This is a genomic window from Arthrobacter sunyaminii (assembly GCF_018866305.1).
GTDB lineage: Bacteria > Actinomycetota > Actinomycetes > Actinomycetales > Micrococcaceae > Arthrobacter_B > Arthrobacter_B sunyaminii.
Genome location: NZ_CP076456.1, coordinates 1885943 through 1907054 on the forward strand (window position 1 = coordinate 1885943; position 21112 = coordinate 1907054).

General features: G+C 66.2%; 21 protein-coding genes and 2 pseudogenes. 13 read left to right on the forward strand and 10 right to left on the reverse strand.

The window, feature by feature from the left end:
* The first annotated feature begins 18 nt into the window (after window positions 1–18).
* Together KG104_RS08410 and KG104_RS08415 are read left to right on the forward strand one after the other, a co-directional pair.
* Complete coding sequence (locus KG104_RS08410; protein WP_207346711.1) at window positions 19–1167, forward strand: baeRF2 domain-containing protein; 1149 nt, start codon at window positions 19–21, stop codon at window positions 1165–1167.
* Window positions 1168–1226: 59 nt separating this feature from the next.
* Window positions 1227–2360, forward strand: coding sequence for a DUF8173 domain-containing protein (locus KG104_RS08415; protein WP_207346712.1), 1134 nt, complete (start codon window positions 1227–1229; stop codon window positions 2358–2360).
* A 50-nt stretch (window positions 2361–2410) separates the two neighbouring features.
* On the opposite strand, the gene KG104_RS08420 is transcribed toward KG104_RS08415, so the two are convergent.
* Entirely contained in the window at window positions 2411–3127 is a 717-nt protein-coding gene (locus tag KG104_RS08420; RefSeq protein ID WP_207346713.1) for an NADPH-dependent F420 reductase, read from the reverse strand.
* 124 nt (window positions 3128–3251) lie between these two features.
* A complete protein-coding gene (locus tag KG104_RS08425; protein WP_207346714.1) occupies window positions 3252–3956 on the reverse strand; it encodes a DUF4386 domain-containing protein in 705 nt (234 codons plus the stop codon).
* A gap of 100 nt (window positions 3957–4056) precedes the next feature.
* Between KG104_RS08425 and KG104_RS08430 the strand changes: the two genes are divergently transcribed.
* Complete coding sequence (locus KG104_RS08430) at window positions 4057–4758, forward strand: TetR/AcrR family transcriptional regulator C-terminal domain-containing protein (RefSeq protein WP_237686806.1); 702 nt, start codon at window positions 4057–4059, stop codon at window positions 4756–4758.
* A gap of 203 nt (window positions 4759–4961) precedes the next feature.
* On the opposite strand, the pseudogene KG104_RS08435 reads toward KG104_RS08430, so the two are convergent.
* Window positions 4962–5078 (reverse strand): annotated as a pseudogene (locus KG104_RS08435) (histidine phosphatase); the annotation flags it as partial.
* A 276-nt stretch (window positions 5079–5354) separates the two neighbouring features.
* Between KG104_RS08435 and KG104_RS08440 the strand changes: the two are divergent.
* The 6 genes from KG104_RS08440 to KG104_RS08460 all read left to right on the forward strand — a co-directional run bounded on the left by KG104_RS08440 (window position 5355) and on the right by KG104_RS08460 (window position 9717).
* Entirely contained in the window at window positions 5355–6275 is a 921-nt protein-coding gene (locus KG104_RS08440) for an alpha/beta fold hydrolase (RefSeq protein WP_207346715.1), read from the forward strand.
* Window positions 6265–7239 (forward strand): CPBP family intramembrane glutamic endopeptidase, encoded by a 975-nt coding sequence (locus KG104_RS08445; RefSeq protein WP_104054430.1) that lies wholly within the window; start codon window positions 6265–6267, stop codon window positions 7237–7239. Before KG104_RS08440 ends, KG104_RS08445 begins: the two co-directional genes overlap by 11 nt.
* A 117-nt stretch (window positions 7240–7356) precedes the next feature.
* A complete protein-coding gene (locus KG104_RS08450) occupies window positions 7357–8394 on the forward strand; it encodes a pirin family protein (RefSeq protein WP_207346716.1) in 1038 nt (345 codons plus the stop codon).
* Window positions 8391–8771 carry a GNAT family N-acetyltransferase gene (locus tag KG104_RS08455; protein WP_104054428.1) on the forward strand — a complete coding sequence of 127 codons (381 nt, stop codon included), beginning with the start codon at window positions 8391–8393 and terminating at the stop codon, window positions 8769–8771. Before KG104_RS08450 ends, KG104_RS08455 begins: the two co-directional genes overlap by 4 nt.
* Before the next feature lie 158 nt (window positions 8772–8929).
* Entirely contained in the window at window positions 8930–9145 is a 216-nt protein-coding gene (locus KG104_RS18260; RefSeq protein WP_337925868.1) for an alpha/beta fold hydrolase, read from the forward strand.
* Entirely contained in the window at window positions 9088–9717 is a 630-nt protein-coding gene (locus KG104_RS08460) for an alpha/beta hydrolase (protein ID WP_337925869.1), read from the forward strand. Before KG104_RS18260 ends, KG104_RS08460 begins: the two co-directional genes overlap by 58 nt.
* A 17-nt stretch (window positions 9718–9734) precedes the next feature.
* On the opposite strand, the pseudogene KG104_RS08465 reads toward KG104_RS08460, so the two are convergent.
* The 6 genes and pseudogenes from KG104_RS08465 to KG104_RS08490 all read right to left on the reverse strand — a co-directional run.
* Window positions 9735–9866, reverse strand: a pseudogene (locus tag KG104_RS08465) (histidine phosphatase family protein); the annotation flags it as partial.
* Window positions 9867–10218: 352 nt separating this feature from the next.
* Entirely contained in the window at window positions 10219–11298 is a 1080-nt protein-coding gene (locus tag KG104_RS08470) for an alkene reductase (protein ID WP_273545214.1), read from the reverse strand.
* A 141-nt stretch (window positions 11299–11439) separates the two neighbouring features.
* Window positions 11440–11901 (reverse strand): hypothetical protein, encoded by a 462-nt coding sequence (locus KG104_RS08475; RefSeq protein WP_146068479.1) that lies wholly within the window; start codon window positions 11899–11901, stop codon window positions 11440–11442.
* A 150-nt stretch (window positions 11902–12051) separates the two neighbouring features.
* Window positions 12052–12768, reverse strand: a complete 717-nt coding sequence (locus KG104_RS08480; protein WP_207346718.1) for an NADPH-dependent F420 reductase — start codon at window positions 12766–12768, stop codon at window positions 12052–12054.
* A gap of 79 nt (window positions 12769–12847) precedes the next feature.
* On the reverse strand, window positions 12848–13555 hold the full coding sequence (locus KG104_RS08485; protein WP_207346719.1) for an NADPH-dependent F420 reductase: 708 nt from the start codon (window positions 13553–13555) through the stop codon (window positions 12848–12850).
* Window positions 13556–13648: 93 nt separating this feature from the next.
* Entirely contained in the window at window positions 13649–13870 is a 222-nt protein-coding gene (locus KG104_RS08490) for a hypothetical protein (RefSeq protein ID WP_104054423.1), read from the reverse strand.
* Window positions 13871–13955: 85 nt separating this feature from the next.
* Here KG104_RS08490 and KG104_RS08495 point away from each other — a divergent pair, with 85 nt between their 5' ends.
* Together KG104_RS08495 and KG104_RS08500 are read left to right on the forward strand one after the other, a co-directional pair.
* Window positions 13956–14642 (forward strand): ABC transporter ATP-binding protein, encoded by a 687-nt coding sequence (locus KG104_RS08495; RefSeq protein ID WP_237686807.1) that lies wholly within the window; start codon window positions 13956–13958, stop codon window positions 14640–14642.
* 2 nt (window positions 14643–14644) lie between these two features.
* Window positions 14645–16252, forward strand: a complete 1608-nt coding sequence (locus KG104_RS08500; protein ID WP_207346720.1) for a DUF6297 family protein — start codon at window positions 14645–14647, stop codon at window positions 16250–16252.
* A 23-nt stretch (window positions 16253–16275) separates the two neighbouring features.
* On the opposite strand, the gene KG104_RS08505 is transcribed toward KG104_RS08500, so the two are convergent.
* Window positions 16276–16464, reverse strand: a complete 189-nt coding sequence (locus tag KG104_RS08505; RefSeq protein WP_104054420.1) for a YegP family protein — start codon at window positions 16462–16464, stop codon at window positions 16276–16278.
* A gap of 361 nt (window positions 16465–16825) precedes the next feature.
* Here KG104_RS08505 and KG104_RS08510 point away from each other — a divergent pair, with 361 nt between their 5' ends.
* Entirely contained in the window at window positions 16826–17860 is a 1035-nt protein-coding gene (locus tag KG104_RS08510) for a zinc-dependent alcohol dehydrogenase family protein (protein ID WP_207346721.1), read from the forward strand.
* Window positions 17850–21086, forward strand: a complete 3237-nt coding sequence (locus tag KG104_RS08515; protein ID WP_207346722.1) for a beta-phosphoglucomutase family hydrolase — start codon at window positions 17850–17852, stop codon at window positions 21084–21086. The genes KG104_RS08510 and KG104_RS08515 overlap by 11 nt, the downstream gene beginning before the upstream one ends.
* Window positions 21087–21112 lie beyond the last annotated feature (26 nt).

Below are 21112 nucleotides of genomic sequence, written 5' to 3' on the forward strand. Positions count from 1 at the left end.
TGCGGGAAGGAAATCGACATGACGGAGAAGCTCCACCAATTTGCGGATCTATATCGGAAAACCGGTCCCTGGTGCGTTGCCTACGTGGACGCCGGCGCCGGAACAGTGGAGGGCCTGGAAGCCGCCGAAGTCCGTCCCGGAAACGTCAGGAACGCCGCGGCTGCGCAGGGCGCTCCGCCCGCGGATCTGGAGGCCCTCGAAACCGCAGTGGACCCGGCCCGCGGTGTGCCCGGTCCCGTGTCCCGGTTTGTCCTGGTCCGGGACGGCAACGTGGAGCTGAATGAGCTTTTGCCGGGGCCGCTGGTCACCCCGAAACAAATCCATGTGGGACCGGTGCCGGATCTGCTGCCGCTGTTCAAGCACCGCCCGGAGGAGTTCCCGTACATCGTTGCCGATGTGTCCCGGGAGGGCGGGGAAATCCGGCTGGAGTACGTCGGCCGTCCCGGCGCCAGCGTGGAGGACGTTGAAGGGTCCACCGAGGACATCCACAAACTGTCCGCCGGCACCTGGGGGCAGGACAAGATGCAGCGCCGGACCGAACAGGTTTGGCGCCGGAATGCGGACGAGGTGGCCGCGCAGATTGACCGCATCGTGGACGCCAGCGGGGTGCGGCTGATTGTGCTGGCCGGAGATGTCCGCGCCCGGGGCCTGGTCCAGGATCAACTGGCAGAGGCCCATAAACCGCTGGTCAGCATGCTCGACTCCCACGCCCGCACGGCGGGGCCGCACCAGGACAGTTTCGAGGACCGGGTCCGGGAACTGATTGCGCTTCGATGGGCGGCTGAGCAGGAGCAGATCATAGACCGCCTCGCCCTGCAGCAGGGGCAGGCCAATCCCGAATCGGCCGCGGGCATCGGTGCAGTGGTGCATGCACTCCAGCAGGCCCAGGTGGACGTGCTGATCCTGAACGACAATGCTCTTGCGGACCGGACGCTGCTGGCTCTCGGCGCCGAGCCTTGGGTGGCAACGGCCGAGGAACAGGCCTTGGGCGCCGAAGTGCTGGGCAAGGTTCCGGCCTCGGCTGCGCTGCTGCGTGCGGCGTCCCTGACGGACGCGAGCCTGTTGCTGGTGCCTAACGGTGTGCTCCCGGGCGGCGGCGACGTCGCGGCTCTGCTGCGCTGGCAGACCGGCCCCAACGCTCCCGGAGGCAATGCGTCCCTGCCGTAGACAGGAGCAGTAGAAGCAGCGTGGGGGCGTGCATTTACAGATATCTGAAAGGCAACGCCATGAGACTTCCTTCACCTCCGCGGCGGGCTTTCTCCGCAGTTCTTGCCGCTGTGCTGCTGATTCTGTTGACCGGCACCGGAGCCTTGGCCTCTTCCCCGGCCGCAAACTCCCGGCTAGCCCCCGCTGTGCCGGCGGTGGTGAACGATGACGCAGGTCCGCAGTTCTACAGCGGACTGACCATCGACGTCCCGGATGACGTCTTCGGAGACGTGTACGCGTCCGGCCAGACCATCACTATCTCCGGCAACGTCACGGGCGATGTCATCGCCGCCGGCCAGACCATCAACATCACCGGAAACGTTGACGGCAATGTGCGTCTCGCCGGGCAGGATGTGACCATCAGCGGCGAGGTCGCGCGCAGCGGCACCATCTTCGCCTCGACCCTCAACGTGGCCGACACCGGCGCCTTGGGAACCGACCTGGTGGGCGCCGCGGGTGACATCGACATAGCCGGGGCGGTGGGCCGTGATGTGGAGGTGGGAGTTGGAGACCTCACCATCGACGGAGTGGTTGGGGGCAACCTGACGTATACCTCCGATGACGAGGCAGAGATCGCCCAGGGCGCGGTCAGCGGCACCGTGGAACGCATCGCACCGGAGACCCCCGAGGAGCCGTCTGTGGGGGAGCGGTTTGTCGGGTGGCTGCTCGGCCTGCTTTATGCGCTGGTCGCCCTGAGCCTTGTGACGGTGTTCGCCGGCTGGCTCCTGCCCCGTTTGCTGCACCGGGTGACCGATCAGCTGGTGCCACGGCCGTGGAAAGCGCTGCTGGTAGGTTTCGTGGCATCCATTGCCGTTCCCGTGGTGCTGCTCGTCCTGCTGGTGACGGTCATCGGAGCCCCGCTTGCACTGGCCGGCCTGCTGGTCTGGATCACGCTCACGCTCGCAACATTTGTCTTCGGTGCGTACTACATCGGCAGGCTCCTGTTCCGCGGCAACCAGCATCCCGTGGTCAAATCACTTGTTGGCGGGGTGATCCTCATTGTGGCGCTGCATATCCCGTGGCTGAACATCGCCGTCTGGCTGGCCATGGTGTTCTTTGGCCTCGGCGCGCAGCTTCTGGCGATCTATGACAAGCGGCCGTGGCAGCGGGCGCTGCCGTCGTCATCTGCTTCCAGCAGCTCCGAGACATCATGATCGGGCGAAAAGTCTCGCCGGAATAAGTTCCGCCGGGCACGGGTACCGGCTTAGAAGACGCGCTCGGCCACGTTCACCCGGGAGGCGGACTTCAATGCGGACTCGACCTTCGCCTTGGGCGTTGTGCCCGGAACCGAGGTCATCAGCTGGTCGTCGGGCGTTCCGGCATCCGCGAGGTAGAGACGGGTGTAGCCGGAGGAGTCCGGCTCAAACCGCCAGCTGTCGGCAAGGGTGCCGGCGTCGACCACGTCGTAGCCCAGCGCATCGATGAGCGCCGCCGCCTCAGCCTTTGCGGCCGGATTGTCGGAAGCCACGGGGAGTGCGGAGCGGTCTGCGGACCCGGAAGGGCGGGCCAGCAGCGGAATGTGGTGGGCCAGGATGTTATTGAAGGCCTTGACGTACTGCACTCCGGGAAGCAGGCTCTGTACCAGTTCGCTCGTGGTCACCGTGCTCTCATCAAGCTCAGCAATGCGCCCGTCCCGGGATGGGTAGTAATTGCTGGTGTCCAGGACGATCTTGCCGTCCAGCAACCCGTCGGGAAGGCCGGAGACCGCGCTCAGCGGAATGGAAAGCACGACGGCGTCGCCGAGTTTCGCTGCGTCCTCCACCGTTCCGGCCTGGGCCAGCGGGCCCAGTTCGGCGACCAGGTCCGTCAGCGTTTCGGGTCCCCGCGAGTTGGCAATGACAACGTTCATGCCCGCCGCAACCGCGAGCCGTGCGACCGCGGATCCGATGTTTCCGCTTCCGATAATTCCCAATGTGGCCACGATAAATCCCTTCGATGATGTTCGGCTGGACCGGCGGGGGTGAACTCCGGCAGTCCCTCAAGGGGGTAACTGCGGCCGAGGCGGAGGAATTCCCCCCCGGGCGGCTCCATCCCGAAGGGGTAACCTACGCGCCGGCGTCAACGTTTCCCGTCGGGCTGAAGGCACGGACCGGGCGCGGCCGGCGGAAGCCGACCACCGTCAGGTAAATACCCAGCGACGCTTCCCAAATAATCTCCGGAAGGGTGGCCAGCGCGGAGGGAACCGAGGACTGTTCATAGGCACCGAAAAGCACGGCAAGGCCGGACAGCGACATCAGCGGACCGCCGATCAGGCCGAATAGTGCCATCGGCCGCGGCACCAGATGTGAGCGGTACATCAGGAACCCGAGCAGCAGCCCGTTTCCGATGCCCACCACGAACCCCGGGCCGAGCAGGAAAGTCCAGCCGTGCAGCGCCACCAGCGCCCGCGCCACGGGCAGGTACTCATCGGCGCCGGCGGTCTGCCTCAGTGTCACCACGGTGAGCACGCTGAGGATTCCGACGGCAATCAGGGCGCACTCCATGATCCGGGCCGCAACATACCCGACCGCAGCGGTCTCGCTGTGCCGGCGGAGGACGGGAAACAGTACGACGGCGGTGCCGATGTTCGCGATGATCAGCACCAGTTCGCAGACGGCGCCGAGCAGGACCCGCGTATCGGCACCGGAACCGGTGACGTAGTCCGGGTCCGTGAGTAGCGGCGCATACAGCGCGGCCCCGGCAATGGCCGAGACGAAGGTGAGGAGAAAGAGGGGCCCGGCGGTCCGGGCCGTGCGGTGAGAGGTCTGCATGACGCTCCTGTCAGCAAAGGTGTACCGCGTACACCTGATGCGATGAACATAGGTGTATGTCGTACACTCTGTCAAGCATCGATTCTCGGAAGGCGGCTCTATGGGACAGGTACCGAAGGCACGGCAGGAGGAACCGTCCGCCCGCCGCCAGCGCCTGAACAGGAGCGCCGTGCTGCGCGCCGGCGTCGTCCTGGCCGACCAGGTGGGGATCGACGGTTTCACCATGCGCACGTTGGCGGAGAAACTCGGTGTGGTGCCGATGGCGCTGTACAAGCATGTGGCGAACAAGCAGGAACTGCTCGAGGGCATGGTGGACCTGGTCTGGGCGGAGGTCACGGAACCGGAGGGCGGGTACGGCTGGAAGCAGGCCATGCGGGACCGTGCCGTCTCCCTCCGGGCCGCACTGTTCAGGCACCGCTGGGCGGTGGGGCGGATGGAGGCGGCCGGCCGGCCGGGGCCGGAGAACCTGCGCCAACACAACGCGCTGCTGGGCTGCCTAAGGGAGAACGGATTTTCCTTCCGGGCCACCGTCCACGTCACCAGCCTGCTGGACGCCTACGTGTACGGCTTCGCGCTGCAGCAGGAGACCCTGTCCTTCGAGACCCCGGAGGAGTCGGCCGAGGCCGCCGCTGCCACCCGCGATGCTGAGTCGGCGGAGGCTGCTGCCCGGTATCCGTACCTGCTCGAAGTGGTGGAGGAGCTGGCTAAGGAGGGCTACGACTACGACACCGAGTTCGGCGTCGGGCTGGACGTTCTGCTGGATGGCATCGAGGTTCTGCGGGGTTCCTGGCGCGACGGCTAGGTGCGGCCAGGCGGCGAGCTCGGGCACGGGGTCTTGGAGGGTGGCGCAGCTCCGGCGGGGGAATCTAGCTCCGGCGCGCGGCCTGCACAACGACGTCGGGCAGGGTGACGGTCTGTCCGTCCGGCGCCGTGACGGTGCGGGACTGCGTGTCGGCGGACCTAATGGTCCATTCCACCGGATCCAGCAGTGCCGCAACGTCGACAGCGGTGACGGTGGCTTCGCCGGGCGGCGTCGAGTTCGACGCCGGGGGTCCGGCCGGCCAGCAGCCCGGAGGCGTTCGCTGTGGTGCGGCCGTGCCGCACGAGGATTACTGTTGCCATTCCTCCAGCCTAGCCGCGGGGTCCGACGGCGCGGCGGACGGGGCCTGGGCGCAGCGCGGCATAGCTCTGCCCCTTCTTGGTTGCTGTCGCCGTTCTAGGTAATGCCTGGTGGCCGATTCTAGGTGCTCGCCACCGACGCGAGAGCGCCGACGCCGGTGGGAGTCTGGCAACGTCGCCGTGAACGGGTATCCGATCCCGGCACAGCCGCGGCCCAGGGGCGGAGCTCCACAGGCTGGGGCGTTCATGTCATTGGGCACACTACCGAGAGGGAAGACCATGGCGTTTATCAGCGTCGGATCAGAGAACAGCACGCCAATCGAGTTGTATTACGAGGACCAGGGTGCGGGGCAGCCTGTCGTCCTGATTCACGGGTATCCATTGAACGGACACAGCTGGGAGCATCAGACACGGGAGCTCCTGGCCAGCGGGTACCGGGTCATCACCTACGACCGGCGCGGCTTCGGCCAGTCATCGAAGGTCAGTGTCGGCTATGACTACGACACCTTTGCTGCCGACCTGAGCATCCTGCTGGAGGCCCTGGATCTGCAGGACGTCGTCCTGGTGGGCTTCTCGATGGGGACCGGCGAGCTCGCTCGCTATGTCGCCACGTATGGCCACGAGCGGGTGGCCAAGCTTGCATTCCTCGCCTCGCTGGAGCCCTTCCTTGTTGCGCGTGAAGACAACCCCGAGGGCGTGCCGCGGGCGGTGTTCGATGGAATTGAAGCTGCGGCTAGGAGCGACCGGTACGCCTGGTACACGCAGTTCTTCTCGGACTTCTACAACCTCAACGAGAACCTCGGTACCAGGGTCAGCCAGGAAGCGGTGAGCGGCAGCTGGAACACCGCAATCTCCAGCGCCCCGGTGGCGGCCTACGCCGTCGTCTCTTCGTGGATCGAGGATTTTCGGCGTGATGTCGAAGCAGTGCGCCGGAGCGGGAAACCGGTGTTGATCCTGCACGGCACTGCCGACCGTATCCTGCCCATCGACAACACGGCCCGCCGGTTCTCCCGGTCACTGCCCGCTGCTCACTGCGTCGAGGTGGAGGGCGCCCCTCACGGGTTGCTCTGGACGCATGCCGACGACGTCAATGACGCCCTGCGCACCTTCCTAGGTTCGCCCGGCGACGGCTCCGCCACCGCTGAACCGGGCCATCTCGCCACACACAAGACGAAAGTAGAGGCCAGCCATGGGTCCTAATGAGAATGTCATCAACCAGGTATCCACACTCCGCGATACCGATCACGACACCAGCCGCGCCGGGGGAGACATCCCGGCTGGCACCCCGTACCACCGGGTGCTCGACCGGAAAACCAAAGGACGCGGAATACCGCGTGGCATTCTTGCCATCGTGCTTCTTTTTGGAGGATTGCTGGGATTTGGTGCCGTCGCCGCGCAGATCAGTGGACAGATTGATCTCTTGCTTGGCCGAGACAGCATTGTCACTGGCGGCACGGAATTCACGACCGTTACGCTGGCTGCTACCTTCGCCTCGAGCGCGCTACTCATTCCGTGGAGCATGCTCATCCAGCGCTGGCTCTACGGTGTCAAGGGGCGCACGATGCATTCCGTTACCGGAGTGTTCCGAGCGGCAGTGCTGGGTCGGGCAGTACTCGTTCTTGTGCCCGTCTGGGCCGTTTATATGACCGTCCTGACTATTCTTCAGCCTTCCGTAATGACCGACTGGGCCGTAGGCGACCTCCTCTTCATGTTCGTGGTCACGGTCTTGATCGTGCCGCTGCAGACCGCGGGCGAAGAGTATGGGTTCAGGGGGCTGATCTTTCGCGTGGCTGCTAGCTGGGGGAGAAGCCCTCGCTCAGCCCTGGCCTTGGGGGTGGTCGTCTCTTCGGTGCTGTTCGCGACGATCCACCTGTCCACCGACCTTTGGCTCAATCTTCAGTTCCTGGCCGTGGGCATCACCTTCGCGCTGATCACGTGGCGTACGGGTGGTCTTGAGACATCAGTCGTGCTGCACGCGGCCAATAATTCTCTTGGCCTGATGTTGGCACTTGTGCTTCACGCCGACCTCAATGCGACGACAGATCGCTCTTCCGGGGTGGGTTCCATGGCTTTCCTTATCCCCGTGGTCCTGTTGGCGGTAATCACCGGGGTGATCTGGTACCGCACGCGGCATACCGGGCCTGCGCTCACCCCGGCACCTTGATACAGCGTTAGTTCCCCGAGCCAGAGCGACAGGCGCAGGGCTACAACCGTCTCTCCATCGCCTCCCACCACCCCGTGCCGGGGGCGAAGCGCCCCTCACCCACCAACAGGAGCAGCCATGACCCACGACGCTCTGAACTCCCTGGGACACAGCACCGTCCCCGGCCCTCCCCCCGATCTCGGAGAGCGCCTCACCCCGCGGAACGTGCCGTTGGGCGGGCCGCGGGCCATGACCGTGCGCCGCACCCTGCCGCAGCGGACCCGGTCCCTCATCGGTCCGTGGTGTTTCGTCGACCACTTCGGTCCCGACGACGTCTCCGCCAACGGCGGCATGGCCGTGCCCCGCCACCCCCACGCCGGTCTCGCGACCGTGACCCTTCTGTTCTCCGGGCAGGTCCTGCACCGCGACTCGACCGGGTTCACCAACACTGTGCGCCCTGGGGAGGTGAATCTCATGATCGCGGGCCGGGGCATCTCCCACTCCGAGTTCTCCACCCCGGACACCACCCGCCTGCACGGGATCCAGCTCTGGTATGCCCTGCCGGACGACCTCCGCCACGGGCCACCGGAAGCCCAGCATCATGTCCCCACGCCGGAGATCAGGCCCGGGGGTACCGTGCGCACATATGTCGGGCGCATCGCAGGCGCCTGCTCACCGATCGACACCCGGACGCCGGCTCACGCCGCCGAAGCCCTCATCAACCCCGGTGAAAGCCTCGACCTGCCGCTGGACCCGAACTGCGAGCACGGACTACTTCTCGATACCGGGTCGGTCTCCCTCGCGGCGTGGGGAGCAGACGGTGTCGAGGCCTCTGCGCGAACCGCGCTGTCGCCCGGCGCGCTGCACTATCTCCCCGCCGGGCTGCCTGGCGTGCGCTTGCACGCCAGGCCCGGACCAGGCGCCCGCGTCGTGATCATGGGTGGCCCACCCTTCGACGAGGACATCGTCCTGTGGTGGAACTTCGTGGCCCGCAGCCACGCCGAGATCGTCACCTACCGCACCCAATGGCAGCGCGAAATCGGCGCCGAACCGGGTCCTGCACCGGGACCGGTGCGCTTCGGCCCATACCCCTCCGAGCCTTCGGGTGCGCTGCCCGCACCCGAACTGCCCAATGCCCAGATCAGACCCCGTACACGAGCGAGAGGACAGCAATGACAACCGAAAGTGAACGCAGCACGACTCAGACCCAGCCCGTCGAGGTGCGCAACAACTCTGAAGAGAGCCGTTTCGACATTCTGGTAGGGGGCGTCTCAGCGGGGTTCTCGATGTATACCCACCATGACGAGGGTCCATCGCGGCAGCGCATCTTCTACCACACCGTGATCGACGAGCAGTTCGACGGGCGGGGCCTGGCCAGCGTCCTCACCCGCACTGCCCTGAGAACCAGCGTCCAGGAGGGGTATCGCCTGGTGGCGGTCTGCCCCTACGTTGCGAGATGGCTCACGACGCATCGGGACGTCGACGACGCCGTCGACAGGGTCCGCCCAGCCCATCTCGCGGCAGTGCGACGGGCCGCGCAAGGGTCCGGCTGATCGATCAGGTACATACCGCCCCTAGAGAGGTTAGTGTCATGTCTGCAGTCCACCACCGCTTTGCGACCATCGAGGGCCGCCGGATCTTCTACCGTGAGGCAGGATCTCCCGAGTCACCAACGGTCGTTCTGCTCCACGGGTACCCGACCAGTTCGGCCATGTACCGCAACCTGATCCCGTTGCTCGCGGACCGCTACCACGTCGTCGCGCCAGACCATCTCGGCTTCGGGCTATCCGATGCCCCGAGCGTCGACGAGTTTCGTACTCCTTCGACGCCCTCGCCCGAATCACATCCTCCCTGCTGGCCAGCCTCGAAATCACCAAGTATGCGATCGTCGTGCAGGATTATGGTGCTCCGATCGGGTGGCGGTTAGCTCTGGAGGATCCGTCGGCGATCACAGCGATCATCAGTCAGAACGGCAACGCCTACGAGGAGGGCTTCGTCGAGTCGTTCTGGAAGGACGTCTGGGCCTACGCGCGGGCCCAGACTCCGCAGACAGAGGCGGCCGTGCGGGCCGCGCTCACGCGTGAGGCCATCCGCTGGCAGTACGTGACTGGCGTTGCCGACCCCACCCTGGTGGACCCCGGAACCTGGGAACGGGATGCTTCGCTGATCGGACGACCGGGCAACGACCTCGTCCAGCTCGCCCTGTTCCGTAACTATGCATCCAACATTCCGCTATACCCCCGCCTACACGAGTACTTCCGTAGTACGCAGGTCCCTTTGCTGGCCGTATGGGGGCAAGGCGATGAGATCTTCGGGCCGGAGGGCGCGCACGCGTTCTCCCGGGACCTCCCCAACGCGCACATTGAGCTCCACCCCGGCGGGCACTTCTTGCTTGAGTCCGGGCTCGAGGCGGCGGCGGCGGTGATCCGCTCGTTCCTCAGCGAAGTCGGCTGGATGGGCAACGCCGTCCTGTCCGCGCCGCCCACGCCCACTGTCTGACACGTTCTGTCGGCCGCGCCCGTCGAGGCAGCCTGGTCCCGACCCACCTGATCGAGTTCGACGCCGGGGGTCCGGCCGGCCAGCAGCCAGGATGCATTCGCTGTGGTGCGGCCGTGCCGCACGAGGATTACTGTTCTCCAGCGGAGTATTACGCCGAATTATGCACTGTTACATTCTCGTCGATCAGGCTTTGTTGCGTTGGTTTACGTGATCATCACGGGCAAGTAACCCAGCAATAATCTTTCAAGAATCTGGCCGCGATTCTCGGACTGGGCCTTTCATGCGGGGCCCCCGGTCCGCGGTTTGGCCCGACCGCAGAACCACTAGGGCTGGGCTTCAGCTTCAGGGAGCAGGCGGCCCTTGGCCTGTACGCGCGTGCCTGGAGTAAGGATAAAGAAGCGCAATATTCCGGCGAGGAGCGCTCGTCGCAACCGTCAAAGCGGTAGGCGACGGCAGGCCTCCCGCGTCACGCGGAAGGCCTGCCGTCATCGTTCGCCTGGGCTAGGAAACCGGAGCCAGCACCGGGTAGTCCGTGTAGCCGGCGGCACCGTCGGTGTAGACGGTGGCCTGGTCCAGTTCGTTCAGCGGGAGGTCTTCCTGCCAGCGGCGGGCCAGGTCCGGGTTGGCGATGGCCGGGCGGCCGACGACGGCGGCGTCGGCCAGGTCTTCTTTGAGCAGCATGATGGCGTCATCACGCGTAGTGACGGTGCCGAAGCCGGTGTTCATCAGGACCGGGCCGCCGAAGCGGCGGCGCAGGTCCTGGATCATCTCGTCGGCCGGATCCGCGTGGAGGATGGAAAGGTAGGCCGGCTTCAGATCCGCGATGCCGTCCACCAGAGCGGTGTAGGTGGCGGTGACATCGGCTCGGTCGGTTTCCAGCACGCCCTGGATGTTGTGTTCCGGAGAGATGCGGATGGCGGTGTGCTCGGCGCCGATGGCCTCGGCCACGGCGCGGAAGGTTTCGATGACCATCCGGGCCCGGTTCTCCGGGGAGCCGCCGTAGTTGTCGGTGCGGGTGTTGGAGACGGGGGAGAGGAATTCCTGCAGCAGGTAGCCGTTGGCACCGTGCAGCTCGACGCCGTCGAACCCTGCCTTCATCGCGTTCTGCGCGGCGGAGACAAAGTCGGCCACGACGCCGGGGAGTTCGGCTTCGGTGAGGGCGTGCGGTACGGGGTAGGGCTGCTTGCCGTCGTAGGTGTGGGCCATGCCTTCGAGGGCGATGGCGCTGGGGGCCTGGGGCTGGTGTCCGCCGTTGATGTTTTCGTGGGCGACGCGTCCAGAGTGCATGAGCTGGGCGACGATCCGGCCGCCGGCGGCGTGGACGGCGTCGGTGACGCGCTTCCAGCCTGCGACGTGGGCTTCGGTGACCAGGCCGGGCATCAGGGGGTTGCCCTGGCCGGGGAAGGAGGGGTAGATGCCGTCAGTGATGATCAGGCCCAGGGAGGCGCGCTGGCGGTAGTGCTCGACCATGATGTCGGTGGGCACGCCGTTGCGGTCGGCGCGCACCCGGGACATCGGTGCCATGACGAGGCGGTTGGGCAGTTCCATGGTGCCGACGGTGAGCGGGGTAAAGAGTTTCACGCAGGATTTCCTTTTGTCGCGTCGCTCAGGCCCTTTGAAATGGCCTGAGCTGAAGTTCGTATCTCCAGCGACAACCGGCGGAGGCATCGGTGCTATTCCGCGAAGCGAGCGAGCTCACACCGGGGCGTCCCTGCGGAAGCGCTACAAATCGACATGCAGATTCGTCAGCAGTATTTTGGTGGACGCGTCCCGGTATTCGGTGACCACCCCGAACTCCCGGTTGATAATGGCTTCACCGGTTTCTCCGGGCGCTTCCCGATGTTCCAGCTTCAAAGTCACAAAAACATCATCTTCGAATGCGGCGGTGACCCGCATCTGATCGGCCGCACCGTCCCAAATCCGCATCTGCAACGGGTGGAACAGTGCTATTTGCGGAGGCATCCAGTCCGCCCTTTCCAGTCCGCCGACTTCCTCTCCGGACGGCGACCACATGACCAGCCCCCTGACTGGATCGCAGCTGGAACCGCCGGAGGAGCTGTCGGTTAGTGACCAGGTGCTGCGGCTGCGGTTCACCTTGACGGCCTCTTCTGCCGTGCTGCCCGACTCATTCGTCGTGACTGCCGTGCATGCCAGCGGCGGCGACATCCGTGCGTCTCGGGTCATCGCTATGACTGCCAGGATTGCATTGAAACTGTCTGAACCCTCCACTGCGCCAGCCCCGTTCTCGTCGTGCCCGTTGAAGTGTCAGGGAAGATATCCCCCGGCAAGGGACACTGTAGGCGAAGGCCGGGAGTCATGATGCAGGGGAAGAGCCTAGAACTTCCGCTCTGCCACGTTGACCCGGGTGGCGGCGTCGAGTGCCGAGCGGATCTCATCCGCAGGTGTCGCGCTGGGTGGGGTGTTCATCAGCTGCTGCTCGGACGCGTTGGGATCCGCGAAGTAGATCAGCCCGTAGGCCGGAGTCTCGGGTTCGAACTTCCAGCTCTCGGCCAGCGTCCCGGCGTCCACGGTGTCATAGCCAAGCCGCTCGATGATGGCCGTTGCCTGCGTCTTGGCAGCGGCGTCGTCGCCGGCGATGGGCAGCGCTGAACGGTCCGGCGCACCTTCCGGGCGGGCGAGGGCCGGGATGTGTGCCGCAGTGATGTTGTTGAACACCTTCACGTAGCGGGTGTCACCGAGCATCCGCTGCACCAGCTCGCTGGTGGTCACGGTGCTCTCATCAAGTTCTTCGATGCGTCCGTCGCGTGACGGGTAATAGTTGCTCGTGTCAAGGACGAGTTTGCCGGCCAGCAGCCCGTCCGGCAGGTCCTTCACCGCCTTGAGGGGGATGGAAAGCACGACGGCGTCGGTCTGGCCGGCTGCCTCTTCGACAGTTCCGGCCCGGGCGAGCGGGCCCAGTTCGGCGACCAGGCTTCGAAGTGATTCCGGTCCCCGTGAGTTCGCGATGACCACGTTCATGTCCGCAGCAACCGCCAGCCTCGCCACAGCCGATCCGATGTTTCCGCTTCCGATGATTCCCAGTGTTGGCATGTTGCTCATCCCTTCGGTGGTGTTGTGGTGTGTGCAAGCAATGGCCGGAACCGGAAAATTCCCGCAGGAACAGTGCGGCTCAGATCGCCGGCACGGCCACGAGCGCTAATTCCTTCAGCTGCGCGGCGGTCAACCGGGCACCAAACGCGGATCCGCCCGGCTGCAGGAACAGGGTCCCGGCCAAAGAGGCGACCGGAACCGGGTCGTAGCCGATCCGGTGCACCACCGCCGAGACGAGCGCGACAGCGTCCTGCTGATTCCCGGCCACCGCCAGGCCAAGCCTCTCCGGATGCCCGGCAGGACGACGGTCCGGCTCCAGGGTTGAGTATCCGGTGTGGTTAAAGGTCTTCACCACGGCGGCGCCCGGAAGCATCTCCTGCACCACCTCTGATGAGCCAAGATCCTTCGCCGCGAACCCGGGAATATCCCCGTCCACAGGAGGCCAGTAGTTCATTGCATCCACCACCACCTTGCCTTCCAGCAGGGCCGGGTCCACAAGGTGGAGCCGGTGGAGCGGCAGCGCGAGGATCACGAGGTCAGTGTCGGCCACGGCGTCCCGGGTCCACTTTGGCTCCGCGCCCGGGGTGATGATGCCTGCCATCAGTGCCAGGGCCTGCGGATCACCGGAGGCGGAGAGTGAAACCCGGTACCCGGCGTCGAGCAGTGAACGGGCGACGGCGGTGCCCGCTTTTCCTGCGCCCACCACCGCAATGTGCAGGTGCTCAGAGGCGGCTGCAGGGGTTTGATCCAAGGAAGTGTCCGGGGTGTCTGCCGGTGAGGAGGTCATGCCTGCGGCAACGCGCGCTCCGCCGCCGTCATTCCCGAAACGGTCCGCTGCGGAAGGACCTGCCAGCCGTCCAGACGCTCCTGGCGCTGCCGGCTAACGATCCGCGGCCGGTTCCTGCCATCCGCCGCGGCGGGTCATGGACGGGGGCACCGGCTCCGGCGCCCGCCACACGACGATCAGCAGCGTCGCAAAAGGTCCCAGCAGCAGGGAAACGAGGAACCAGTTCCACCGGGAGCGGTTCTTCTGTTCGGCGAGACCGGCGTTGATCAGGGCTACCGTGAACCAGAACGTTCCTGTGCTTACGTATTCATCCATCAGGCCACCCAACCACAACCGGCGGAGTTCTGCATGGATGTTGCGCGGCCCCTGGCCGCGTTGTCCCGTCCGCTAGATTGGTCGCATGACTTCAGTGGGGGCTGTGCTCGAGATATCCGAATTGTCCGTGGGATACGGCGGTGCGCCGGTGTGCGGCCCGGTCACGGCGCAGGCGGAGGCCGGCGAAATCCTGGGCGTGGTGGGATTCAACGGGGCCGGCAAATCCACAGTGGCGCGCACTATCGCCGGAAAGCAGCCGATGCTCGACGGCGAGGTGCGGGTGCACGGCCTGCCGGTCAATGAAGACGCCCTTCCGTTCCGCCGCCAGGTGGCCGCCCTGTTCGATGAGGACGCCTTCTTTCCCTCCCTCTCGCTGCGCGAGCACCTCCAGCTGGTGGCCCGCGGACACTCCGTTCCGGACCCGGACAAAGCGGTGAACGCCGAACTGGACTTCTTTGCCCTGCAGGAGCGCGCCGACGCCGTTCCCGCCTCCGTCTCATCGGGGCAGCGGCGCCGCCTGCTGCTGGCCTCCGCCCTGATCCGGCCCTCCTCGCTGCTGATCCTGGACGAACCCGAGCAGCGTCTGGACCCGGTCATGCGCGAACGTCTGGGGGAGCGGATCAATGGGTACGCCGACGGCGGGGGCACGGTTTTGCTGGTCACTCACGACCCGGCGCTGCTCCTGGCCACTGCCGGCCGGTGCCTGCTGATTGACGACGACGTCCGCGAGATCGCCCCCGACCGTGCCGCTTCCGAAATCGCGGGACGCTAGCGATGACCTCCGGAGCCGCCGTCAGAACGGCACCGACAGTTTTCGATCCTGTTCGCTTCACGCGGCAGGCATCCCGCGCTTACACCCGGGGCCGGAGCCGGATCCGGGATGTCTTCGTTGATGTCTACACAGCTCTCCTGACTGCGGGAACGATCGGAGCACTCGCGGCGGGGCTGGTCCTGGCGCTGCGCGAGCAGGTAGCCCTGGCCTGGTCCGCGGACTCGGCGGGGCGCACCCTGGTGGACCCGCCGTCGTTCTCCCTGCCCGACGGCGCGGCACCGACCGTGCTGCTGTTCGCCGCGTTGGCGGCGATCATGGTGGTGGCCCGAAAACTTGGTCCGGCCGCGGTCAGCGGACCCGAAGGGTACTGGTGGCTGAGCCTGCCACTGGACCGGCGGCGCATGGTGTCAGGACGGCTGATCCGCCGCCTGGTCCTGGTCTGGGCAGGAGCATCTGTACTGTATCTGCCGTTCGGCTTCATCACGGATCTTGCAGCCAGCGTGCGCGGACAATTCGGAGCAGCCGCGGCGTTTGGCCTGGCTGCTGTCTGCGCGGTGCTGCTCGCGCTCCTGCGGCAGGTCGGGGCAGGACCCGCCACATCTGGGGGACCGGCAACTGCGACACCGGCGGGGGTAAGCCGGACTGCGCCCGGGCTGGCCCGGCGAATGGTGTCAGGCCAGCTGCCCGGTCTGTTGCTGCTGGCGGTGCTGAGCTTTGTTCCCCGGGAGGCCGCAGCAGGCCTGTGGGGGCCTGCGCTCGTCACTTTGGCTGCCGCCGTCGCGCTGTGGCTGGTCGGCCGGCCCCGGTTGGGGGATATTCAGGGCCGGGATCTCATCCGCGGCGGCGCGGTGTCCGGGCATGCCGGGGCAGCGGTGTATCTCATGGACCCGAACGAGGTGGCGCGTGCCCTGTCCGCGGATCCCGGCGTCGTCGTTTCCGCACGCGCCGGCCGCTGGTATGCGAAGGGCGGCCGGACGCCGTTTGGCGCGCTGCTGCGGGCCGATACCGCTGCCTTCCTGCGGACACCGGGTTTGTGGGTCCGCCCGGTGCTGCTGCTTTTGCTGTGTATGACTCTGCTGCTGACCGGCGGGAGGCAACCGGTTCCGGTACAGCTGGCTCTGATCGCCGCCACGGTGTTTGCGGTGGTTCCGGCGCTGGGTGCGCTGGCGCGGCGGACCGCGATCATGCCGGGATTGGATTTGCTGCTGCCGCTGTCGCTGAGCACGGTGCGGCTGAGCCGGACGGCTTTGCCCGCAGCTGCCCTTGCACTGTGGTCCGCTCTGTTTTGCGCCGTGCTGGTGCTGCTGGGTGCCGGCAGCCCGGAGTTGATTGCTCTGGGCGCGCTGGCAGGCGTGGGGTTTGGTGCGTCGGCCGTGCGGGGAGCGTATCGGGTCCAGCCGGACTGGACGGCTCCGCCGGTGGACACCGTGTTCGGTCCGGTGCCCACGGCTCAGACCGGGGCCATGATCAGGGGTTTGGACACCACGCTGCTGGCGCTGGTTCCGCTGCTGCTGGGCTTGTTCCTGGGTTATGCCCCCGGTGTGCTCCTGCTGGCACAGGGGTTCTCCGCGGTGTGCCTTCTGATGGTGATGTACTCAAATCCGAAGTAGGCCCGAAAGGGGTCCAGGGCCGCCTAGGTCGCGACGGCCGTCAGGTCCGTGATTTCGGACGCGGCGTTATTTCGGACGGATTCCACGCCCTTCAGCGCCGATGCCTTGGACTTATAGCTTTCCGACGAGGCGATGACTTCGCCATTGCCTGCCTTCAGGCGGAACCTGTACCCGCCGGACTTGTCCTGATAGACCTCGAATTTTCCTGCCATGACTGCCTCGTTTGATCTCGGTTCCGGTGCTGCATTTTTGTGGCAATGCAGGGTAAACGACTCCCTGCATAGCGGAAGGGGCAGACGCCGGATTCACTCGGTTTCCGGCGCCGCTGCACCCGTCAGGAGGGCGGGTGAGGACCGCAGGTCAGGCGTGCTGTGAACAGGGGAACACCGCCCCTTCCAGCGTATGCCTGTCTCTGGGATTCGGCGGGGGAGAACACAAACCTTTCCTGATAGGACCCGTCGGGGCGGGGCAACCTGTCCGGCGGACGCTCACGCCGCTAGAGTTGGCAATCACCTGCAGGACGGGGGCGGGCCGATAATCCGCGTACATCCCTGCGGCCGGATAGGGAGGAACATGCGCGCCTGGTGGGTTGATGATCCCGGCCCGCTGACCGGTCCAGCTGCCGGCCGGCCGCTGGTTTGCGGCGAGCGCCCGGATCCGGTGCCGCGACCCGGGGAACTGCTGGTCCGTGTCCGTGTCTGCGGTGTTTGCCGGACTGACCTTCACCTGGCCGAAGGAGACCTGCCGCCAAAACGGCACGGGGTGATTCCCGGGCACGAAGTCGTGGGCGAGGTGGTTGGGACGGGTCCTGGCTGTACGATCTTCTCCCGGGGTGAGCGGGTGGGCATAGCCTGGCTGCGGTCCACCTGCGGCCGGTGCCGGTGCTGTCTCAGCGGGAGGGAGAACCTCTGCCTCACTCCCCGGTTTACGGGATGGGACGACGACGGCGGGTTCGCTGAGCTGGCCACGGTTCCGGAGAGCTTCGCCTACCCGCTGCCCGATACGTTCAGCGACGAGGAAGCAGCACCCCTGCTGTGTGCAGGGATCATTGGCTACCGTGCCCTGCGCCGGTCGGGGATCCGGCCCGGCGGGAACCTGGGCATCTACGGTTTTGGTGCCTCGGCCCACCTCGCCGCACAGGTTGCCATGTTCGAGGATGTTCAGGTCCATGTCATGACTCGTTCAGAGAAGGGCCGCCGTCTGGCCTGTGAACTGGGCGCGGCGTCCGTCGGCGGAACAACCGATGAACCTCCCGTTCTCCTGGATGCGGCAATCCTCTTCGCCCCGGCTGGAACGCTGGTGCCGCCCGCCCTCCGCGCCCTGGACCGCGGCGGGACCCTTGCCGTGGCCGGCATCTACCTCAGCGCCATTCCGGAGCTTGACTACGACGCGGAGCTTTTTCAGGAACGCCGGCTGCTCAGCGTCACGGCGAACACCCGGCAGGACGGCAACGAGTTTCTGGAGCTCGCGGCCCGAATCCCCGTCCGCGTGAGCACCACGCCGTACTCCTTCTCCGCGGCGGACCGTGCCCTGACGGACCTGGCAGCTGACCGGGTCTCCGGAGCCGCCGTCCTCCACATAGCCGCTTCACCGGCCGATGCCCGCTGAACCGCGGCCGGATGCCGTCCCGTCACCCGCGCTGCCGCTGCCTGCCGCGGTGACACCCCTGCGGTATCAGGCCGTCATCTTTGACATGGACGGGGTCGTCACCGACACAGCTTCGGTGCACCGCTCAGTATGGAAAGCCCTCTTCGACTCCGTCCTCGCTGACAGGAGAGCCGAAGCAGCCTCCGGCGGCCCCTTCCAGGACAGCGACTACTACGCCTACGTTGACGGGCGCCCGCGCGAACAGGGAGTCCTGGGGTTCCTCCGCTCCCGCGGAGTGGACGTTCCCCTGGGGTCCCCGGATGACGCGCCCTGGTCCTGGACCGCCTACGGCCTGGGGTCGGCCAAAAACGTGCTGTTCCTGGCCGCCCTTCAGCAGGACGGTGTTCGTGCCTATCCCGGAACGGTGGGTTTGTTGGACCGGCTGCGCACGGACATGGTGCCGGTGGCCCTGGTTACGGCCAGCCGCAACGCGCCCGCCGTCCTCGCGGCGGCGGGGCTGGAGGACAAGTTCGACGCCGTCGTCGACGGTTCTGTTGCGGCGGCCCTGCAGCTGAAGGGCAAGCCGGACCCCGCGACGTTCCTCGAAGCCGCACGCCGTCTCGGCGTCAGCCCCTCGCAGGCCGTGGTGATCGAAGACTCCACCGCAGGCGTTGAAGCCGCGCGCAGCGGCGGGTTCGGACTGGTGGTCGGCATTGACCGGGCCAAACAGCGCACCCAGCTGGAAACTGCCGGGGCGGATCTGGTGCTCCGGGATCCCGGGGAACTGGACATCGGCCTCGTGCTGTCCCACCCCTGGCAGCTGATTTACGACGGTTTTGATCCCTGGCACGAGGGGCACCGGGAGGCGCTGACAACGCTCGGCAACGGCCGGATGGGAACCCGGGGAACAGCACCCGAAGCCCGTGCGGACTCCATTCACTATCCCGGAACCTACGCTGCGGGCATCTTTAACCGTGTTCCGGAGGCCATCGGCGGTGAGACGGCGTGGAACGAGCACATGGTGAATCTGCCGAACTGGCTTCCGGTGGACCTTCGCTTTGGCTCCGGCGGCTGGTGGTCCGAAGGCGGGCTGATTCTGCGGCGGGAACACCGGTCGCTGGACATGCAACGTGCCGTCCTGACCCGCCGTGTCCTGCTGGAGGACGGGAACGGACGGCGGCTCGACGTTGTCCAGCAGCGCGTCGTGTCCATGGCCTCTCCCGCGCTCGCCGTATTGGAGACCACGGTGACTGCCCGGGGGTGGGACGGGCCGGTGGAGTTCAGGACAGGGATTGATCACGACATCCGCAACGCGAATGTGGCCGAGGACGCCTCGCTGGGAAACCGCCACCTCAATACCCTTGCCGTTGACCTGCAGTCCGGCACGGAAAGCGTTGAAGCTGAAACCACGCAAAGCCAGATCCGGATCGCTGTTGCCGTGCGGGTCACCTTCCGCGCAGACACCCCGGTGGACAGCAGCCCGCTGCCCGGAGCATCCGGGGCGGGAGCGGATTCCTCCCGCTGGCTGCAGTACCATCGCGGGGAGCTGCGCGGTGGAAAGCCTTTGAGTGTCCTCAAAACCGCCGCCGTCGTCACCTCCCATGACCGGGCCATTTCCACGCCGGCCTCCGGAGCGCACGCCGTGCTCGCCCGCACCCCGGCTGACTTCACCGCAATCCTTGCCGGCCACCAGGCTGCCTGGCGCAGGCTGCTGCATTTGTTCAGCCTTGACCTGCACGCGGACGGTCAAACGCAGCTGGTCCTGAACCTGCATGTGTTCCACCTGCTGCAGGTGCTCACCCCGATCACTGAGGAACTGGACGTGGGTGTTCCGGCACGCGGACTGCACGGGGAAGGCTACCGGGGACACATTTTTTGGGATGATCTGTTTGTCCTTCCGCTGGTCACCTCGCGGCTGCCCTCCATCACGCGCTCGGTGCTGAACTACCGGTGGCGCCGTCTGGACGCCGCCCGGGATACGGCCCGCGCGGCCGGGCTGGCCGGCGCACTGTTCCCCTGGCGCAGCGGCAGCGATGGAACCGAAGAAACGCCCCGGTGGCTGTACAACAGGTTTTCCCAGAAATGGATGAGGGACAACTCCCGGCTTCAGCGCCACGGCAGCCTGGCCGTCGCCTACAACGTTTGGCAGTATTTCCAGGCCACAGAGGATCGTCAATGGCTGATCAGCCGCGGAGCGGAGATCATCGTGGAGGTCGCCCGGATGATCGCGTCCATGGCCGAAACGGGGGAGGACGGACGGTTCCACCTGCGCGGCGTGGTGGGGCCGGACGAGTACCACGACGGTTACCCGGAGCACCCCGGCTCCGGGGTGGATGACAACGCGTACACCAACATCATGGCCGCCTGGCTGTGCGCCCTCCCGGCACGGATCCTCAAGGAACTGCACGGACAGGACAGCAAGTATCTGCGCAAGAAGCTGGGGATTACCCAGGCCGAACTGACGTTTTGGAAGCAGCTGGGCCGGCGGCTTTACGTCCCTTTGCATGACGGCATGATCAGTCAGTTCGAAGGATACGGCCGGCTCAAGGAGCTGGACTGGGAGCATTACCGGCGGCGCTACGGCAACATCGAACGGCTGGATTTGATCCTTGCTTCGGAGGGAGACAGCACCAACGGCTACAAGCTCTCCAAACAGGCCGACGTGCTGATGCTGCTCTACGTCCTGGGTGAAGAGGACCTGGTGCGCCTCCTGCGGCGGATGGCTTACGACGTCGGGCCGGGACAGATCCGGGCAATGGTGGACTACTACCTGTCCCGGACCATTCACGGTTCCACGCTCAGCCGGGTCGCCCATGCCTCCGTTCTGTCCGCCTCCGATCCGGAACGCGCGTGGGACACGTTCAGGGACGCCCTGGACGCAGACCTTGACGATACCCAGGGCGGCACAACCCGAACCGGAGTGCACTTGGGCGCCATGGCCGGAACCATCGACGTCGTGCAGCGCAGCTTTGCGGGGCTGCGGATGGAATCCGGGGACCTGGTCTTCACCCCCAGGCTGCCCTCAGGGCTCCGGCGGGTGTCCTTCCGGGTTCGCTACCGCGGGGTGCTGCTGGATATCAGCTTGGAACGCACCGTCCTGCGGGTATCGGCCGCTCCGGGTAATCTGCCCCCGGTCCGGATCCGGGTGGGGAATGCCCTGTTCCAGCTCCGTCCCGGCGGCCGCGTGGACATCCCGCTGGAGCCGGCGGGAGAACTGGATGAGGGTTACATTGAACCGGTTGAGTAGATGGACGGGACGCTGCGCCTGTTTGG

What these genes read in the sequence shown, in the direction of transcription:
- KG104_RS08495 (WP_237686807.1), top strand. Translation starts at nt 13,956, where the DNA reads ATGACTTCAGTGGGGGCTGTGCTCGAGATATCCGAATTGTCCGTGGGA.
- KG104_RS08410 (WP_207346711.1), top strand. Translation starts at nt 19, where the DNA reads ATGACGGAGAAGCTCCACCAATTTGCGGATCTATATCGGAAAACCGGT.
- KG104_RS08500 (WP_207346720.1), top strand. Translation starts at nt 14,645, where the DNA reads ATGACCTCCGGAGCCGCCGTCAGAACGGCACCGACAGTTTTCGATCCT.
- KG104_RS08510 (WP_207346721.1), top strand. Translation starts at nt 16,826, where the DNA reads ATGCGCGCCTGGTGGGTTGATGATCCCGGCCCGCTGACCGGTCCAGCT.
- KG104_RS08415 (WP_207346712.1), top strand. Translation starts at nt 1,227, where the DNA reads ATGAGACTTCCTTCACCTCCGCGGCGGGCTTTCTCCGCAGTTCTTGCC.
- KG104_RS08515 (WP_207346722.1), top strand. Translation starts at nt 17,850, where the DNA reads ATGCCCGCTGAACCGCGGCCGGATGCCGTCCCGTCACCCGCGCTGCCG.
- KG104_RS08480 (WP_207346718.1), bottom strand. Translation starts at nt 12,768, where the DNA reads ATGCCAACACTGGGAATCATCGGAAGCGGAAACATCGGATCGGCTGTG.
- KG104_RS08440 (WP_207346715.1), top strand. Translation starts at nt 5,355, where the DNA reads ATGGCGTTTATCAGCGTCGGATCAGAGAACAGCACGCCAATCGAGTTG.
- KG104_RS08425 (WP_207346714.1), bottom strand. Translation starts at nt 3,956, where the DNA reads ATGCAGACCTCTCACCGCACGGCCCGGACCGCCGGGCCCCTCTTTCTC.
- KG104_RS18260 (WP_337925868.1), top strand. Translation starts at nt 8,930, where the DNA reads ATGTACCGCAACCTGATCCCGTTGCTCGCGGACCGCTACCACGTCGTC.
- KG104_RS08430 (WP_237686806.1), top strand. Translation starts at nt 4,057, where the DNA reads ATGGGACAGGTACCGAAGGCACGGCAGGAGGAACCGTCCGCCCGCCGC.
- KG104_RS08485 (WP_207346719.1), bottom strand. Translation starts at nt 13,555, where the DNA reads ATGACCTCCTCACCGGCAGACACCCCGGACACTTCCTTGGATCAAACC.
- KG104_RS08490 (WP_104054423.1), bottom strand. Translation starts at nt 13,870, where the DNA reads ATGGATGAATACGTAAGCACAGGAACGTTCTGGTTCACGGTAGCCCTG.
- KG104_RS08445 (WP_104054430.1), top strand. Translation starts at nt 6,265, where the DNA reads ATGGGTCCTAATGAGAATGTCATCAACCAGGTATCCACACTCCGCGAT.
- KG104_RS08455 (WP_104054428.1), top strand. Translation starts at nt 8,391, where the DNA reads ATGACAACCGAAAGTGAACGCAGCACGACTCAGACCCAGCCCGTCGAG.
- KG104_RS08475 (WP_146068479.1), bottom strand. Translation starts at nt 11,901, where the DNA reads ATGACCCGAGACGCACGGATGTCGCCGCCGCTGGCATGCACGGCAGTC.
- KG104_RS08505 (WP_104054420.1), bottom strand. Translation starts at nt 16,464, where the DNA reads ATGGCAGGAAAATTCGAGGTCTATCAGGACAAGTCCGGCGGGTACAGG.
- KG104_RS08450 (WP_207346716.1), top strand. Translation starts at nt 7,357, where the DNA reads ATGACCCACGACGCTCTGAACTCCCTGGGACACAGCACCGTCCCCGGC.